This window comes from Desulfobacula sp. (assembly GCF_030611305.1).
In the GTDB taxonomy this organism is placed as follows: domain Bacteria; phylum Desulfobacterota; class Desulfobacteria; order Desulfobacterales; family Desulfobacteraceae; genus Desulfobacula.
The window spans coordinates 1-16813 of record NZ_JAUWQB010000024.1; the positions used below are offsets into that span (position 1 = coordinate 1).

14 protein-coding genes and 1 tRNA gene are annotated in these 16813 nt (G+C 40.6%); 6 read left to right on the top strand and 9 right to left on the bottom strand.

Going from position 1 to position 16813, the window contains the following annotated elements; genetic code table 11:
- Window positions 1-906, bottom strand: a 906-nt coding sequence (locus tag QAI40_RS06615; protein ID WP_304511520.1) for a transposase, incomplete at its 3' end; no start/stop codon positions are given.
- On the bottom strand, window positions 878-1063 hold the full coding sequence (locus QAI40_RS06620; protein WP_299979686.1) for a hypothetical protein: 186 nt from the start codon (window positions 1061-1063) through the stop codon (window positions 878-880). The genes QAI40_RS06620 and QAI40_RS06615, both read right to left, overlap by 29 nt.
- Window positions 1064-1258: 195 nt before the next feature.
- Between QAI40_RS06620 and QAI40_RS06625 the strand changes: the two genes are divergently transcribed.
- Both QAI40_RS06625 and QAI40_RS06630 read left to right on the top strand, forming a co-directional pair.
- Window positions 1259-1453 carry a helix-turn-helix domain-containing protein gene (locus QAI40_RS06625; RefSeq protein WP_299979684.1) on the top strand — a complete coding sequence of 65 codons (195 nt, stop codon included), beginning with the start codon at window positions 1259-1261 and terminating at the stop codon, window positions 1451-1453.
- Between the two features lie 1069 nt (window positions 1454-2522).
- Window positions 2523-3986, top strand: a complete 1464-nt coding sequence (locus QAI40_RS06630; protein WP_299979681.1) for a DNA methyltransferase — start codon at window positions 2523-2525, stop codon at window positions 3984-3986.
- Here QAI40_RS06630 and QAI40_RS06635 read toward each other — a convergent pair.
- From QAI40_RS06635 to QAI40_RS06645, 3 genes are all read right to left on the bottom strand, one after another.
- On the bottom strand, window positions 3916-4398 hold the full coding sequence (locus QAI40_RS06635) for a tyrosine-type recombinase/integrase (protein ID WP_299979678.1): 483 nt from the start codon (window positions 4396-4398) through the stop codon (window positions 3916-3918). The genes QAI40_RS06630 and QAI40_RS06635 overlap by 71 nt on opposite strands.
- A 149-nt stretch (window positions 4399-4547) precedes the next feature.
- Window positions 4548-4623 (bottom strand) — tRNA-Phe (locus tag QAI40_RS06640).
- A 72-nt stretch (window positions 4624-4695) separates the two neighbouring features.
- Window positions 4696-5427, bottom strand: a complete 732-nt coding sequence (locus tag QAI40_RS06645; RefSeq protein WP_299979675.1) for an RsmE family RNA methyltransferase — start codon at window positions 5425-5427, stop codon at window positions 4696-4698.
- Between the two features lie 143 nt (window positions 5428-5570).
- On the opposite strand from QAI40_RS06645, the gene QAI40_RS06650 reads away from it, so the two are divergent.
- The 3 genes from QAI40_RS06650 (at window position 5571) to nadC (ending at window position 9656) form a co-directional block, all read left to right on the top strand.
- A complete protein-coding gene (locus QAI40_RS06650) occupies window positions 5571-6074 on the top strand; it encodes a hypothetical protein (protein ID WP_299979672.1) in 504 nt (167 codons plus the stop codon).
- 87 nt (window positions 6075-6161) lie between these two features.
- Entirely contained in the window at window positions 6162-8819 is a 2658-nt protein-coding gene (locus QAI40_RS06655) for a valine--tRNA ligase (protein WP_299979669.1), read from the top strand.
- A 6-nt stretch (window positions 8820-8825) separates the two neighbouring features.
- Window positions 8826-9656, top strand: a complete 831-nt coding sequence (gene nadC / locus QAI40_RS06660; protein ID WP_299979666.1) for a carboxylating nicotinate-nucleotide diphosphorylase — start codon at window positions 8826-8828, stop codon at window positions 9654-9656.
- 31 nt (window positions 9657-9687) lie between these two features.
- Here nadC and QAI40_RS06665 read toward each other — a convergent pair whose 3' ends face one another.
- Window positions 9688-10596 carry a diguanylate cyclase gene (locus tag QAI40_RS06665; protein ID WP_299979663.1) on the bottom strand — a complete coding sequence of 303 codons (909 nt, stop codon included), beginning with the start codon at window positions 10594-10596 and terminating at the stop codon, window positions 9688-9690.
- Between the two features lie 123 nt (window positions 10597-10719).
- On the opposite strand from QAI40_RS06665, the gene lepA reads away from it, so the two are divergent.
- Window positions 10720-12522, top strand: coding sequence for a translation elongation factor 4 (lepA, locus tag QAI40_RS06670; protein ID WP_299979660.1), 1803 nt, complete (start codon window positions 10720-10722; stop codon window positions 12520-12522).
- 15 nt (window positions 12523-12537) lie between these two features.
- On the opposite strand, the gene QAI40_RS06675 is transcribed toward lepA, so the two are convergent.
- Genes QAI40_RS06675 through QAI40_RS06685 form a run of 3 tightly spaced genes read right to left on the bottom strand, consistent with a single transcriptional unit; the run spans window position 12538 to window position 16631 of the window.
- On the bottom strand, window positions 12538-13908 hold the full coding sequence (locus QAI40_RS06675; protein ID WP_299979657.1) for a sigma-54-dependent transcriptional regulator: 1371 nt from the start codon (window positions 13906-13908) through the stop codon (window positions 12538-12540).
- A 2-nt stretch (window positions 13909-13910) separates the two neighbouring features.
- Complete coding sequence (locus QAI40_RS06680; RefSeq protein ID WP_299979654.1) at window positions 13911-15779, bottom strand: cache domain-containing protein; 1869 nt, start codon at window positions 15777-15779, stop codon at window positions 13911-13913.
- A 6-nt stretch (window positions 15780-15785) separates the two neighbouring features.
- Complete coding sequence (locus QAI40_RS06685; RefSeq protein ID WP_299979651.1) at window positions 15786-16631, bottom strand: hypothetical protein; 846 nt, start codon at window positions 16629-16631, stop codon at window positions 15786-15788.
- Window positions 16632-16813 lie beyond the last annotated feature (182 nt).

The following is a 16813-nucleotide window of genomic DNA, read 5'->3' on the forward strand; positions in this document are numbered from 1 at the left end:
TTTTCTTTTTTTATTGCCACGAGGATTTATATCAATTATTGGGACGTGTTCCAGAGATCGGCTGTGTTGTTTGATAATGGGTGAATCATATGCAGAATCCATCAAGTCATATAAATTGGTTACTCGCTGGCTGGTAAGCTCAGCCAATGGAAGTGCCGCCTGGCTGTCATGCAGCGAAGCTGAAGTCAGGACACAACTTATGGGGATATGCCCATCTGCTGCATCTATGTGCAGTTTATATCCGATCCAGGATTTCTTGTAACCCTTGCTGTTCCTTTTGGTCCCCACATCACAGACTTTGGGCAACTCTTCAAGCATTTCTTTTGTCCCCATTGATTGTTGTCGTTCTAACCGGGTTGGCTCTTTTATTCGCACTTCACCTTTTCTGGGACGGCCTCTTTTTTTCTTTTGTTTTGGCGGTTTGTTGTTTTTTCTCATAGGCTTCTCTCGGGCATCAATTGATGTGGAATCCCTTGATATGTGCCCGACAATTTTATCACCCATATACTGTTTAATGAGACGGCTATGGACAATCTGAGTTAATCCTGATTCTGAAAACTCTTTAAACGCACGGGAAAAAGATGACTCATGAGGAATATCACAGGCTTTTTCCCAACCACAAATCCTTCGTAAAGCCGGGCTGATCTTCAACCGGTCAATTAATTCCCTTGTCGTATCCATATTATAAATAGCCTTTGCTACGAATGCCCTTGCTATCTGTTTTCTGCTCTTTGGAGATTGACCCTGCCAGTATCCCGGTACCCGGACCATATCCTCAATCCTGATAAGCTCTAAAGTGGTTACCAGGTGTTTTAATTTCTCTGTAAGCGGTTCTTCGACCTGTTTTTCGATAAAAGGGAAAAGAACCTCTTGTACTTCAAACCAAATCTGTGATAATTTTCTCATAAAGCTGCTTCTCTGGTTCAGTTGTTTTTTGTTGTGATTGAACTACTGAAATATACCACAGTTGCAGCTTTTCATCAATTATTAACCCTTGTTGATTCAAAAAAATTGAATTGTTTTTTATCTCTGCAAGAGGCTCTATTACCAATTGTTTCTCCACCTATTATTCCTGATAATATAGGCCAAGGAAGCATAAAAGCCTTTTCCAAAAAAACCCCGAACTGAATAGGCTTATTACTTACTCTATCTCGGTATTTGTCAAGCTATTTCTGTTATTTGTTGGGAGCAAATGAATTGTCCGGATTTGTAGCACATAAACTGTTCGGTTATACTGGAGGCCATAAAGGAGGCTTTCATGAAACGGGCACAAATACTACAGGAGATTCGGAAAATGGAATTTGAACGGATTTATACAGGTTGGAGAGCCAAAAAATTTACCCAAAAACAAGCAGCCAGGATTTTAGGTGTTTGCGAAAGGACTTTCAGGTGTTATATCAATCAATATGATGATGAAAGCAGGGAGGGGCTTTATGATAAACGGCTTACATAAGCATATCACAGAAGGGCGCCACTTGATGAGGTACTGGATGTTTGTATGCTTTATCAGGAAAAGTATTTTGATTTTAATGTAAAGCACTTTTATCGCTGGTATCAGCGGGAACATGATGGAGAGCGCAGATACAGTTAGGTCAAAAACACCTTATATAGAACAAACGACTGGTTCAGAAAGAGCATAAGAAACCTACAGTAGCTTGCCGGATATTTATTTGTTTCATCGGCCCCCTACCTTTCCATAACATGATGTTTAGGTAATTGGCGGGTAAACTCAACGTTAAACTATATGAGCCAAAAACGGCTTCTGAAGCAATTCTTTCAGAACATATTTTATAATAAAAAAATACAGCAGCACTTCATTTTCAATGAAAAAGTCTCTGATTTTTCTTGAAGTACTATCGCTTATAGATGGTATAATCGCTTAGGAGTCAAATTCTACAAATTACCGAGCGCTTCATCAACCAGTCCGGGCTTTTTAAATATTTCCAGAATACCACATCTGGTATAAACAAGATTTGTAGTCTTTGGTGTGAGATTCATCTATATGGGAAACCGCATGACCAAATGAATCAAGATCCCATTACGTTTTATTGGAGAAAAAAAGTAATGGATATCCATTCTGATATGGTGTTGATTATGTCTATACGTCCGGTATTTTTCGGAAAATTTTTGAACCTGATTTTAGCCAGTCCCCACCCAAAATTCTTTCGGTTATATCTGTCAAATCTTCAAATAATTTATCAAGAATTGAATTGATATCATTGATACTTTGAAAGCCATATAACAGTTTCCATAAGGATAATCATTGACTTGAGGGAGCCTCTTCGCCATTCCCGGAAGGTGATGTTTAAGTCAGAAACACCGCCTATCTTAGATAATTCCATTGACTAAAGTCTCTCCCAGGAATATTGGTATGAGAAGAAATAATTAATTACAATTATCAAAGCAAAATCTGAGAATTATATATTCATTCAAGCCTAATAGGGAGATGATCAATGCGATTAATTGAATGGGAAGTTACAGAAGCTGTATGGGAAAGACAAATCAGGATCAGGTTAATTTAAATGGCTATGCGCGAAGAAGTTAACGAAAGAGTTGCCACATCAGATGTCACATTGGATGAGTCTATCTATCCAAGAGAAAAAATTGACCATAAACGTGTCAGTATTTTTGCTGAAAATTTAAGGGATGGCTTTAAATTTGAACCGATTCAAGTTCAAATTCATCCTGAAAAAGAAGGGAAATACCGGATATTGGATGGAGTGCATAGATGGAACGCTCATAAAGAAGTTGGTTTAACTGATATACCGGTGATTATTAAAGATTTAAAAGGAATTGATCCTTTGCTTTATGCCGCTAAAATGGCAATTGGTCCAAAGCAGCTCACTGAAGAGGAAACCAGATCTACAGCTCGACGCGCTTTTCAAAATAATCCCCAGTTAACCTCTTCTGAAATTGGCAAACTCATTGGCAGATCCCGACAGACAATTGACAATTATATTGCAGATCTAAGAGCAGTTCGACAAATTAAGATTGACCAAAAAATCTGGCGGATGAACCGGCTGGGAATTCCTCAAGAAAGAATTGCCAGGCGTTTAGGGGAGACCAGAGATGTTATCCGGAGCCATTTGGGGGAAATGCCAATTATGGCAAAATCCCCAAATAGCGATTTGTCCAAAGGATTAACTATTCCCCAGGTGGCTGCCAAACATGGGTGGAGCGAGCCCATGCTGTGGTCGCTGGTTTTAGAGGGAAAACCCGATCAAACCCGTTTTAAAAACTTAGGTTGGGGGTTGCGCACATGGGATTTGTGGAACTTCAATGATTGTGATCCCCGGTTCGGAGATGACTGGCCGGGACGTATTCCAGCCCAGATGATCGGACACATACTTTTTTATTTTTCCAATCCCGATGACTTGATTTTTGATCCAATGGCAGGTGGCGGTGTAACAGCAGATACGTGTCTGGCTTTAGGTAGAAGGTGCTGGAGTCTGGATATGGAAGACCGGGCAGACCTTCGCCCTGAAATTGAACACTATTACTGGGATATGACGATTAAAAGCTGGGAAGATACGATTCTGGAAAGCAGGGAAAAGCCAGACCTGATTATTTTTGATCCTCCCTATTTTCAGAAAAAGGCCGCAAGCTACGGGGAAAACAGCATAGCCCGGCTGCCCCGCCTTGAATACCTGCATTTTCTGGAAAATTTTTTCAGGTTTCTCAAAACAACCGCCAAGAAAACCACCAGGCTTGCCTTAATCAATTCTGACTGGCGTGATTTTCAAAGTTGTCCTGCTTTAAAAGAAGAAACGCAAAACGCAATCCTGCTGACGGATTATTATAAAATATTGGAACCGGCAGGATGGGAATTGACCCATATCATTCAGGCACCATTGTCCTCGGAACGGTTTAACGCAATTATAGTAAGTGCAATGCAGGAGAAAAAAATCTTAGGCGTTACCAGCCGTTATATTCTTCTGCTGAAACTAAAAATGGATATAGAAAAAAATAATATATCAGGAAAATAGTAATCTTTTTGATTTTTGTTCCCAGTAATTCTCCTATCCTCATGCCCGTTCTTAAAAGAACCAGGATTAATGCTCGTTCCCGGGCAGTATTTATAACAGATAGAAAAAGCTTGATATCGTCTGGATCAATCGCTTTTGGAAGTAAATCCGGAATTTTTAATCTAAATTTATTTTTAATGATATCTGAACTGATCACATCTTTTTCAGCCAGAAATCCAAAAATCGCATACAGGCTTCTTAAGTATCCATTAATAGAAGATGCCATCAAATTATCGTCTTGTAAATATTCGATGAATGCACCTAAATGTTTTCTATCAACAAATTCAAGCCCGTTTATATCCAATGATTTAAAAAACAGAAAAAATCTATTAAGTCCATGAAAATATTGTACCCTGCAAACAATTCTATCCAATCTCAGGAGCAAAAAAAACCTGGTCATATTTTGGCTGGGTTTTTTTATTGGGTGTGTCAGAATTAAAAAACCACGTTAAGAACCACAATAACGAACTGTATCAAATAAAAAAGCTTTCAGGTAAAAATCACCTAAAGCCTCTTATGTTGTGGTGCCCAGGGACAGAATTGAACTGCCGACACGGGGATTTTCAGTCCCCTGCTCTACCGACTGAGCTACCTGGGCTCAAACAACAGAAGGGTTTATATTCTTTTTGACTATCTATGTCAAGGAAAAATCTTTGATAAATTTATGCTTTTACATATCACCGAGGATGTGTTGAACCAGGGTACAGCTTGAAATAGAGGCAGTTTCAGCCCTTAAAATTCTGGGGCCGAGGGAATAAGACAGGAACCCTTTTTCTTTTGCTAATTCCATTTCATTTTTTGAAAATCCCCCTTCAGGTCCGATAAGAATAAGTATTTTTCCATTGGAAGAGGTTTTTTTCAGTGTATTAAGCCGCTGGGTTGCCTTTTCCCAAAACGCAATTTTTAAATCATAGGATGCGGACTGGTTTAACAGTTTTTCAAAACTCAATGGCTTTGAAATATGGGGCAGCCTGCTTCTTTGGCATAGTTTCAAAGATCCTCTGGCAATAGTTTCCCACCGCTTTTTTCGGTTTTCCATTCTTTTTGCGTCAGGGGTGGGAATGGATCGTTCACAAAAAAAGGGAATCCATTTTTGGATGCCAAGCTGTGTCAGATGTTTGATCACAAGATCCATTTTTTTGTCTTTCAGCATGCCTGAACAAAGTGTGATATCAATGGGAGACTCCGTTAAAGAGTCATGCTCATCAATAATATCAAGTTCTATGTTAGCAGGGGAGACAAAAGTAATTATTGCTGTAAAATCTTTTCCTTCACCATTGGTAATTCCGATGTGGTCTCCTTTGTTTAACCGGAGAACTTTAGAAATATGTTTTGCATCCTGACCCTGGATGTTTGCTTTTGACGGTATAGTATTGATTTTTTGAATGATAAATTTTTGCATTATGTGATTGTTTAAAACAAAGGATGGACATTGTAAATGGGTTTTTTAAATAGTTGACACTTTGATCTTGCTTTGGTATTTTTTGACGTTCGCGGATATTGGACAGCACATTGTTTTTAATATCTTAATCAAGTGAGGACTTTATGGCCGATACGACAGATTGGAATGATGATATTTCAGGTGAAGATGAGACAGATGACAGTATTATCGAACTGACGGATATTGTTAAGGAGAGTTCCGACCACACAACCAAAGAAGATGTCATTGAATTGACGGGTATTGTTGAAGAAGGAAGTGCCGATCTCAATCTGGATATTGTTAAGGAAGAGAATGACGAACTTGAAGGAGATTTTGAACTGGAAGATGAAACCTCTTTCAACGAGGAGTTTGAGTTTGAAATAGATGAGCCAATGGAGGAGCCAATAGAGGATAGTTCGCTTGAACATGACCAAGAGATAGTTTCACCTCAAGATTTGACTCTGAGTTCGGAACAATTAGAGGCTGCGTTGGAGCGGGTAATTGAAAAAAAGTTTGGCGATAAAATAGAAACTCTTCTGTTTGAGGTCATGGAAAAAGAAATTGAAAAAGAAATTGCCGAGATCAAGGAGAGGTTGAAAAAAGATCTTGACCCGGCAGGAAACGTCTAAATTCAGGCGAATTATATATAAAAAAGGTTATGGGGATTCATTAAAAGGTCCCCTTTTTCATTAATAAAGGGTTTTAGGAGTTGATTTATGGGTTCTGGTTCTATGGATAAAGGATATGAGCCATCGGGTATTGAAGAAAAATGGTATAAGTACTGGCTTGATAATGGATTTTTTAAGGCAGAGGATAAGAGTGATAAAAATGCCTTTTCTATTGTTATTCCACCGCCGAATGTCACTGGCGTACTTCACATGGGTCATGCTTTAAATAATGTTATTCAGGATATCATGTGCAGGTATAGAAGGCTTTTGGGATATAATGTCCTCTGGATGCCGGGAACAGACCATGCCGGAATTGCAACCCAGAATGTTGTTGAAAGAGACCTTGCCGCAAAAGGACAGACAAGAGATCAGATCGGCAGGGAGGAGTTTATAAAGCAGGTCTGGAAGTGGCGTGAGAAATCCGGCGGAGCTATTATCAACCAGCTTAAAAGACTGGGTGCTTCCTGTGACTGGGATCGTGAACGGTTTACCATGGATGAAGGTCTTTCCGATGCTGTCCGAAAGGTCTTTGTAAGGCTTTATAAAGAAGGACTGATTTACGAGGGTCAGTATATTATTAACTGGTGTCCCCGATGCAAAACAGCCCTTGCTGATCTTGAGGTTGAGTATGAAGAAGAAGACGCTTACCTATATTATATCAAGTATCCCTTTGTGAATAAAAAACAGGGACTTACCGTTGCAACCACTCGGCCTGAAACCATGTTTGGTGATACAGCAGTTGCAGTAAACCCTGATGATGAGCGATTTAAGAACCTTGAAGAGAAAGAGGTGATGCTTCCTTTGACGGACAGGGTTATTCCTATTATTAAAGATGATTATGTGGATATCCAGTTTGGAACCGGTGCATTAAAGGTTACCCCGGCCCATGATCCCAATGATTTTCATCTGGGGGAAAAACATGGACTTCAAAAATTAAAGGTAATTGATGATGACGGACGGATGCTTGACGGTGCGGGGCAATTTAAAGGCCTGGATCGGTTTGAGTGCAGGATTAAGGCTGTTGAAGCGCTTACAGATCAGAGATTGCTGGTAAAAAAAGAACCGTTAAAACACAGTGTGGGTAATTGTTACCGGTGCAGGACAGTGGTTGAACCCATCATTTCAAAACAATGGTTTGTTAAAGTCGCCCCCCTTGCAAAAAAAGCATCAGATGCTGTTCGCAATGGAAGAACCCGGATTATCCCCGACAACTGGTCAAAAACCTATTTTGAATGGATGGACAATATCAGGGACTGGTGTATCTCAAGGCAGATCTGGTGGGGCCACAGAATTCCGGTTTGGAAATGCCCGGCCTGTAAAGAGGTTATTGTTGAAGAGATTGATCCGACTCAATGTCCGGCCTGCGGCTCAAAAGAGATTGCGCAGGAGACAGATGTGTTGGATACCTGGTTCTCAAGTGCACTCTGGCCGTTTTCAACCATGGGATGGCCGGAAACTACGGATCTTTTAAAGACATTTTATCCCACCAATGTGCTGGTAACCGGTTTTGATATTCTTTTTTTCTGGGTTGCCAGGATGATGATGATGGGCACCCATTTTATGGATGAGGTACCATTTGATGATGTCTATATCCATGCCCTTGTCAGGGATGAGCATGGTAAAAAGATGAGTAAATCAAAAGGAAACGTTATTGATCCGTTAAAAGTGATTGATGAATATGGTGCAGATGCGTTCAGGTTTACTTTGGCTGCCTTTGCGGCACAAGGGCGTGATGTAAAGATGTCTGAATCAAGGGTGGAAGGATACCGCCATTTTGTCAACAAACTTTGGAATGCATCACGATTTTCCCTCATGCATATTACAGCAAAAGACACCCAAATTGATTATAAAAAACTTAATCTGGCTGAAAAATGGATACTTTCACGATGTACCTACACATCCCTGGCTGTAAAAGAAGGCATTGAAAACTATAAGTTTAATGAAGCCGCATCTGCCGCTTACCAGTTTGTATGGCATGAATTCTGTGACTGGTTTCTGGAAACAGCAAAGCCTGCGCTTTATGAAAAAGAGGGCGTTCAAAGAAGAGATTGTGCAAGAGGTGTTCTTTCAAAAATCATAGAAGACATTATGATTATGCTTCATCCGTTTATGCCCTTTGTTACCGAGGAAATCTATCATATCCTTCCGGCAACCAAAGGATCTGTTATGGCCGCCTGTTTTCCATATAGTGAAAAAGAATATGAAACCAACAGGAATGAAGCTGTTGAAAAGGAGATGGCCTTTGTATTTGATTTGATCTCCGGTATTCGGAATATCAGAAGCGAGATGAATATTCAGCCGTCCATGAAAATAAAAGTGCTGGCACATACTATGGATGAAAAAGAAAAAATCAGTATTGCTGAAAATAAATCCATTATTGTAAATCTTGCAACGCTTGAAAGTTTTTATTTTTGTGAAGCGGATAATATCCCTTCATCCAGTGCATCCTCCGTCACCGGGAACACTATATGCTTTGTTTTGCTTGAGGGGGTTGTTGACTTTGATAAGGAGATTAAGCGGCTTGAAAAAGAACTTGAAAAAAACACCAAAGAGCTTTTGACTGTACAAAAAAGACTTCATAATGAAAGTTTTCTTGAAAAGGCTCCGGAAGAAGTGATCCGGAAAGTAAAAGGCCACCATGCCGATCTTGAGGAAAAGAATAACAAACTCAAGGAAAATCTTGAAAGAATACAGGAAATGAAGTGAGCGATCATGAACACAATTGAAAATATAATCAGGCTAGCCCTTTTTGAAGATTCAGGGCTTGGCGACATCACAACAGAATGTATTTTATCTCAAAATTTTTCAGGCAAAGGTGTGGCCGTTGCCAAAGAGTCGTTTGTTCTTGCCGGAATTGGAGTGGCAAAAAAGGTATTTAAACTTTTGGATTCTGATTGTGTGTTTTTTTCTTCATTTTCAGATGGTGATCCTATCAAGGAAGGGAAGATTATTTTTAAGGTTCAAGGAGATCTTTTATCTCTTTTAAAAGGAGAGAGGGTGGCCTTAAATTTTTTACAGCGACTCTCGGGAATCGCAACATTGACCCGTTCCTATGTGAAAGAACTAAGCTTTCCGAATGTCCGCCTGACAGATACGAGAAAAACAACGCCCGGATTGCGCAGTCTTGAAAAAGAAGCGGTCAGAGCGGGAGGAGCGCATAACCACCGTATGTCTTTATATGACGGCATTTTGATCAAGGATAATCATATTGCGATTGCAGGCTCCATCAAGAATGCGGTGAGGGCCGTTAAAAACAGAACATCCCATTTAATGAAAATAGAGGTTGAAGTTTCAAATCTTGATGAAGTCAAAGAGGCAATTGATGCGGGAGCCCACGTGATCATGCTGGATAATATGGATTATGACCAGATGACCGAGGCGGTAAAACATATTAACGGCAGGGCCGTTGTGGAGGCCTCTGGAAATGTCTCTTTGGAAACATTGAACAAAATTGCAGCCACAGGTGTAGATGTAATTTCCTGTGGTGCGCTCACCCATCAGGCAAGGTCTGTGGACATAAGTATGCGGATCAATACAACCTGAGTCCTGTCTGTAAAAAATACTTTGAGGAAAATCAGGGTTCTGAGACAAGATAGGTTAATTTGTTCCGGCCGGTATCCTTTGATTTATAGAGGGCTTTATCGGCCCGTCTGATAAATGATTTGGAATTTTCTCCTTCCACAAGTTCGGTGGCGCCGAGACTGACAGTGATTGATGTTTTGATGCCCGGTTCAGGCTCAAACATTTGAGCGGCGATGTTGTCTTTTATTCTTGCTCCAACCACACAGGCTTTTTGAAGCCCGGTTTCCGGCAAAAGAATGACAAACTCTTCTCCACCATATCGATAGGCCGTGTCCATGGATCTCATACAGGGTTTGATGGTTTTTCCAAGCCCCATGAGTACCTTGTCCCCGTCAAGATGCCCCCAGGTATCATTATACACTTTAAAGAAATCAATATCCAGGATCAGTAAAGAAAGGGCTCGTGAATATCGTTTGTATCGGTCGATTTCAATTTTTATCTGGGAAAAAAAATGCCGTGAGTTATAAAGTCCTGTTAATGCATCTGTAATGGCAAGTTTTCTAAGTCTCTTTAAGAGGTCGGCGCGTTCTTTTTTAAACGAAGCTTCCCTTAAAACTCTATGAATTCGTAAATTCAGTTCTTCAAAGCGAAATGGTTTGAAAATAAAGTCACTGGCCCCTGCCTGCACCGCCTTCTCATATGAGTATTTGGCACTGTAACCGGTCATGACCATGACATCAATATTATATAATTCTTTTATTTTGCGGGTGAGTTCCAGTCCGTCCATGCCCTGCATCATAATATCTGTCAGTACAACATCTGCTTTAAATGAATTGAGTATTTCCAGTGCTTCATATGCATTTAAAGCGGTTTTGACTTCATAATTCTGAATTTTCAGATATTTTTTTACGGATTCTTTAATTGCAGTATCGTCATCAACGATCAAAACAGAGTATGTCACAAGTCTTTTCTCCAAAGTTATGTTTTACTGTATGAGCTTTTCTTGACTCTTTTCAACTCAATTGATAGATATAATACTTAGTCGTATACTTGGGTTTTGTCAATATATTAATTTGGAGTAGAATTGAAGTTAAATATAAAGAATATTCGAAATTTCAGCATTATTGCCCATATCGATCATGGAAAGTCAACATTGTCTGACAGACTGATTCAGCTTTCCGGTATTATCTCGGAAAGGGACATGAAAGATCAGATACTGGATTCCATGGACATTGAGAGGGAAAGGGGCATTACCATTAAAAGCCAGACTGTGTCTCTCCCCTATACAGCAGAGGATGGTACCCCATACCTTTTAAATCTGATAGATACACCGGGCCATGTGGATTTTTCATATGAAGTATCAAGAGCGCTGGCATCCTGTGAGGGAGCGCTGATACTGGTTGATGCAAGCCAGGGGGTTGAAGCCCAGACGCTGGCAAATTTATACCTTGCCGTGGAGCATGATCTTTCAATCATACCGGTGATCAATAAAATAGATCTGCCGTCTGCTCAGATTGACTGGGCCAAAGATCAGATTGAAGAGGATCTGGGGCTTGATTCTGATGATGCCTTAGCAGTTTCTGCAAAAGCAGGAACAGGCGTGGATAAAATCTTCCAGGCCGTTGTTGATGGAATTCCGGCACCTGTTTCAAAGGAAGATTCTGTTTTTAAGGCCCTGATATTTGATTCTCATTATGATGCATTCAGAGGGACCATCATTCATTTCAGAATTTTTGACGGCAGCATTAAAAAAGGAGATAAGATCCAGCTTATGTCCAATGATGCCCAGTACAAAGTTGAAGAGGTGGGACTGTTTCAAATAGAACGGCAACCTCAGAAAGAACTTATTGCAGGGCAGGTGGGATACTTTATTGCCGGCATTAAAAATATCAGTGATGTAAAAATTGGTGATACCGTTACCATGGCTGATAAACGGTGTGACAAACCCATGAAGGGCTTCAGGGAGCCGACACCGGTTGTGTTTTCTTCCATGTATCCTGTTGCCTCTGATGATTATGAGGAACTTACTGCTGCTTTGGAAAAGCTTAAACTCAATGATGCTTCTTTGATTTATGAGAAAGACAGTTCCATTGCCCTCGGGTTTGGATACCGATGCGGTTTTTTGGGCCTTTTACATCTCGAAGTAGTTCAGGAAAGGCTTGAACGGGAATATGATGTCTCTCTGATTTTGACATCGCCTTCTGTTATGTATGAGATAACTTATACGGATGGGACGGTGAAAATTATTGATAACCCGGTCCAATATCCTGACCCGGCCGAAATCATCCGGGTCAGAGAACCGTTTATAAACGCTTCCATCATTGTTCCGGATAAATATATGGGCAATGTCATGCAGGTCTGCCATGAATTTCGGGGGGTCAGCAAAAATTACCAGTATTTAACCAGTAGCCGGATGGAAATGAAATTTGAACTGCCGCTGGCCGAGGTGGTATATGAGTTTTATGACCGGCTCAAAAGTGTTACCCAGGGATACGGGTCATTTGACTATGAAATTGCCGGATACCAGGCGACAGACCTTGTAAAACTTGATTTTATTATTAATGGTGAACGGGTGGATGCTTTGTCCCAGCTTATTCACCGGGACAAGGCTGAAGCAAGGGCCAGAACGGCTTGTAAAAAATTGAGAGAAGAAATTCCCAGGCAGCAGTTTAAAATACCCATCCAGGGTGCTATCGGAGGGAAAATTATTTCCCGGGAAACCATATCTGCATTTAGAAAAGATGTGACTGCAAAATGTTATGGTGGTGATATTTCAAGAAAGCGAAAACTTCTTGAAAAACAGAAAAAAGGCAAAAAACGAATGAAAATGGTGGGTTCTGTTGAGATCCCTCAGTCTGCGTTTCTTTCTGTCCTGAAAACAGATTAATGTAAAGCGGCCTTTTTATTCGTTCATTTTTTCAAGCCTGTACCGGAGTGTTGCCCGTGACAGGCCTAATAATCTGGCTGCCTTAGAAACATTGTTCTCTGAAGTTTTCATCGCATACTTGATACAATAGCCTTCCAGATTTTCCAGACTGAGCCCCTGCTCATCAATTATCCTGGGAATCAGTGTGTTCATATTCATATGCTCAAATGATTTTTCCTGGGATTCATTGAGAATGAGATGGCTACTGGTGATTTGAGATCCCTTGCAAAGAATCATGGCACGCTCAAGAACATTTTTCAGCTCCCTGATATTTCCTTTCCAGGGATATTGGATCAGCTTTTTTATTGCTTTCTCTGAAAGTTCCGGCGGTTTCCTGCCAAATGCGTTTGAGAATTTCTGGATAAAATGATTGGATAGTTTCGGGATATCTACTTTTCTTTCTCTTAATGGTGGAATATGAATGGGGAACACATTGATTCGGTAAAAAAGATCTTCCCGGAATCGTTTTTCTTCAACCATTTCTTCAAGATCTTTATTGGTTGCCGCAATGACCCTGACATCCGCTTTAATAGTTTTGCCTCCACCAAGCCGCTCGTATTCCCCCGTTTCAAGTATGCGCAGAAGCTTTGCCTGGACATCAAGCTCCATATCTCCAATTTCATCTAAAAAGAGTGTACCACCGGAAGCCAGTTCAAATTTCCCCATTGTTCTTTTGTGGGCACCGGTAAACGCTCCTTTTTCATATCCGAACAATTCGGCTTCCATGAGGGTAGAGGGAATCGCTGCACAATTTACGGTTAAAAACGGGCCGCTGGAGCGGGGACTGTTGATATGAGTGGCACGGCTTAGAAGCTCCTTTCCGGTTCCGCTTTCTCCTGTTATCAGAACGCTTGTATCTGTGTTGGATACGGAGCCTGCAAGTTTAAGGACATCGCATATTCTGGGCGAATCACCCACTATATTTTTAAAGGTATACCGATCCTCAATTTCCTGTCGAAGATACCGGACCTCATAGGTCAGGCGACTGATTTTTAATGCTTTTATAACGCTGGAACGCAATTTTTCTTCTTTAAAGGGTTTGGTAACATAGTCAAACGCTCCTTTTTGAATGGCCTTGACTGCATTTTCGATAGACCCATAGGCGGTAATGACAATCACCGGGATTTCAGGATCTTTTTCTTTGATGGTTTGAAGCACTTCCATTCCATTAACTTTGGGAAGTTTTAGATCCGTAATCACAAGGCTAATCGTTTCGTTTTCAAATATGTCGATTGCCTGTTCACCGTCAACGGCTTCATGGATGTGAAGATCCAAATCGGAAAGCTGCATCACAATAACCTGACGCATCCTTTCTTCATCTTCGACTAATAATACATTAGCTGCCATGTTTATTCTCCTGATAATACCAGAGGGAACAATAGTTTAAACTGTGTTCCTTTTTTCGGTATGCTTTTGATTTTAATCTGACCTTTGTGGGATTTGATAATCTGGGAAACAATAGACAACCCGAGCCCGATACCGTCATCCCGGAAACTGACAAAGGGATCCATGATTTTTTCCATTTGTTCATCGCTGATACCACAACCCTGATCCATGATAGATACCGTCAGATAATCAGGGTTGTGCTGGATTAACCCCTTGATGGGAATTATTGCCGCATCAATGCTTTCTTTTCCTTTTTCAATATTGATCTTGACGGTAACGGTTCCGCCGTCGGGCATAGATTGTATTGCATTTAAAAAGATATTCCAGAACACTTCCTTTATCTGATCCGGATCAGCCAGAATAGTCGGGGCCATACTCGGAAAATCCCGGTCTATTCTGTACCCTTTTTCAACAAACCGTTCTTCTGTGGAGATAAGAATCTCTTCAAGAAGATCAGTGATATCAATCCGCTGAAAATTGGGAGAAGCAGGTTTGGCAAAATCAAGGAATGCTGTCAGGGTTTTGTTAAGCCTCTCCACTTCTTTTATAATAAAATCGGCTGCCTTTTCCCTCATCTCCATGGGGCGATTAGAGTTTGATACCACCTGTGCGGATCCAAGGATGATTCCTAAAGGGTTTTTAATTTCATGGGCGATACCGGCGGTCATTTGCCCAACAGCTGCCAGCTTCTCCTTTTGAGCAAGCTCGGCATAGGTTTTTTCCAATTCACGGGTGCTCATCTCCAGTGAAGATGCCATTTGATTAAAAGAACCGGCCAGGGCAGAAGCAATATCAGGATCAGTAATGTTCACTTTATATTCAAGATCTCCACTGGAAATTCTTTCAATTCCTTTTTTGAGAATATTCAAAGGTCTGACGATGGTCATGGCAATAAGATAGCTTAAGAGGCTGGAAAGAAGAATGCCTGCAATCACGAGAGTGATAATGCCCTTTTTAATGGCTTCAACATTTTCAAGAAAATCCGAGACCGGCAGGGTAACACCAACCGTCCAATCATTTCCGGGATAATCTGTATAGGCTGTAAAAAACTTGTCACCCTGAAATGTGGACATGCCGAATCTCATATTTTTTTGGTTCAGATCGGTCAGGCAGGTTCTTAAAAGATCAATATGATAGGGGTTCCAGGGAAGCTGAACAAGTGAGGGATGTGCTATAACCCGGCCTTGTTTATTTTCAAATATATAGGCAAATCCTTGTTTGCCGATTTTAATCCCTTTTAAAAATCTTGAAAATGAGGATATATCAATATCGATTCCGCAGACAGCCCAGATAGAACCTGTTTTATCATAAATGGGAACGGATACGGTCATACCTGGTTTCTGTGTGGATGCAAACAGATAGACATTAGTCCAGTGGACATCTTTTGTCTGTATGGCACCCCGGTACCATGGCCTGACACGTGGGTCAAACGTCTTGTGAACTTCGGGGATCTGTGCCGGTGCCATTAAAAAACGACCTGTTTCATCCCCGAAATTGATGTTGAAAAATTCAGGATGTTCCTGTTGAAAAAGGTGAAGATATCTAAGAATTTCTTTGTCATCAGAATGGTTGATTAAATCATTTTCAAAAAAAGATTTAATCAGTTTTGCATTATAGGTATGGTGGGATAAGAAAGATTCCACCCGTTTTGAAATCTGGACTGCTGTGCCAAGGGCATATTGCTGCATTTGCTTTTCTGCAACCCTTCTGGCCTGTAGGTAGCAAAAATAACCGGTTCCCGGAATCACAATGACGATGATCAGAGTCAGCGCCAAGAATACCCTGACCTGAAAAGAGTGCCAGAAAATACTTAAGTTTTCTCTTAACCACATAAAGGGCTAATACTCCTTTGCATTGTTTCTTATCTCCCTGGCCAGGTATGGGTTGGCAATGTTAAGGGCCAAATATTTTTCAATATATGGCATTGCTATTTGAGCATATCTTTCATCCTGTAACAATAATTTGATGGCAAGCCCTGTCGGAACACTATTTTGATAGTTCTTCCACAAGAGATCAAAAGCGTTAAACACTTCGTTTCTGTTTGGGGCATGCCGAATGATTTCCAACAGCGCAAGGCTGGCCCATTGCTTGTTTGTTGTATCCTTTGTCGGTTGTTTTCCCGTGACGGTTAAGGGGTAAACCAGGCTGACCCAGGGAACCGGTGAAGATATCCCCATTTGCAAATCCGGATAAGTTTTTACAATATGCCGGAAATACGGAATCCCGATTTTTTTTTCTTTTAGCAGGTCACAGTGAATCCACCCAAGATACCAGTTTGCTTTTACAAGAATTTGCGGATATCCCTTAAAATTTTTAATCACATCACGATAATCTTTAATGGCATTGTAATAAGCCTGCCTTGCCGCAAACCTGTAATCATAGCCAAGATTCATATAAGCGAGATTAAGGGCGGCATTGCCGCATTGAAGCTTGGCTTCAGGGAAAAAGTTGAACAGGATTTTTAAAGCTGCTTTTTTTTCTTCAGGATCAGGGAATACCGATTTGGCATAGTTTAACTGGCCCCGGGCTGTTGGAAATTGCGGAATTTTAAATCCTTGAAAAGAGATGATTGGCGGATCAGATTTGGGTAATGAGAGAGACGTTGGTTTATCACTGCAGCAATCTGATGCCAGAGCAGCTAAGAACAGTAAAAGTATAATTATTATAGCCAGTGTTTTTTTCATTCAATTCAATCTAATAATTCTGGACAAATTAACCTGTCAGACAAATATCACAGAGTCCAATAGATATACAAGTTTTTGTATTTGCAAGAATACTGCCAAATAGTATCAGGTGAGCAATCGACGGAGATCAAAGCTTTGGTGAAATCGTTGCTTGTTGTGTATTTCTAAACATTTCTTGACTT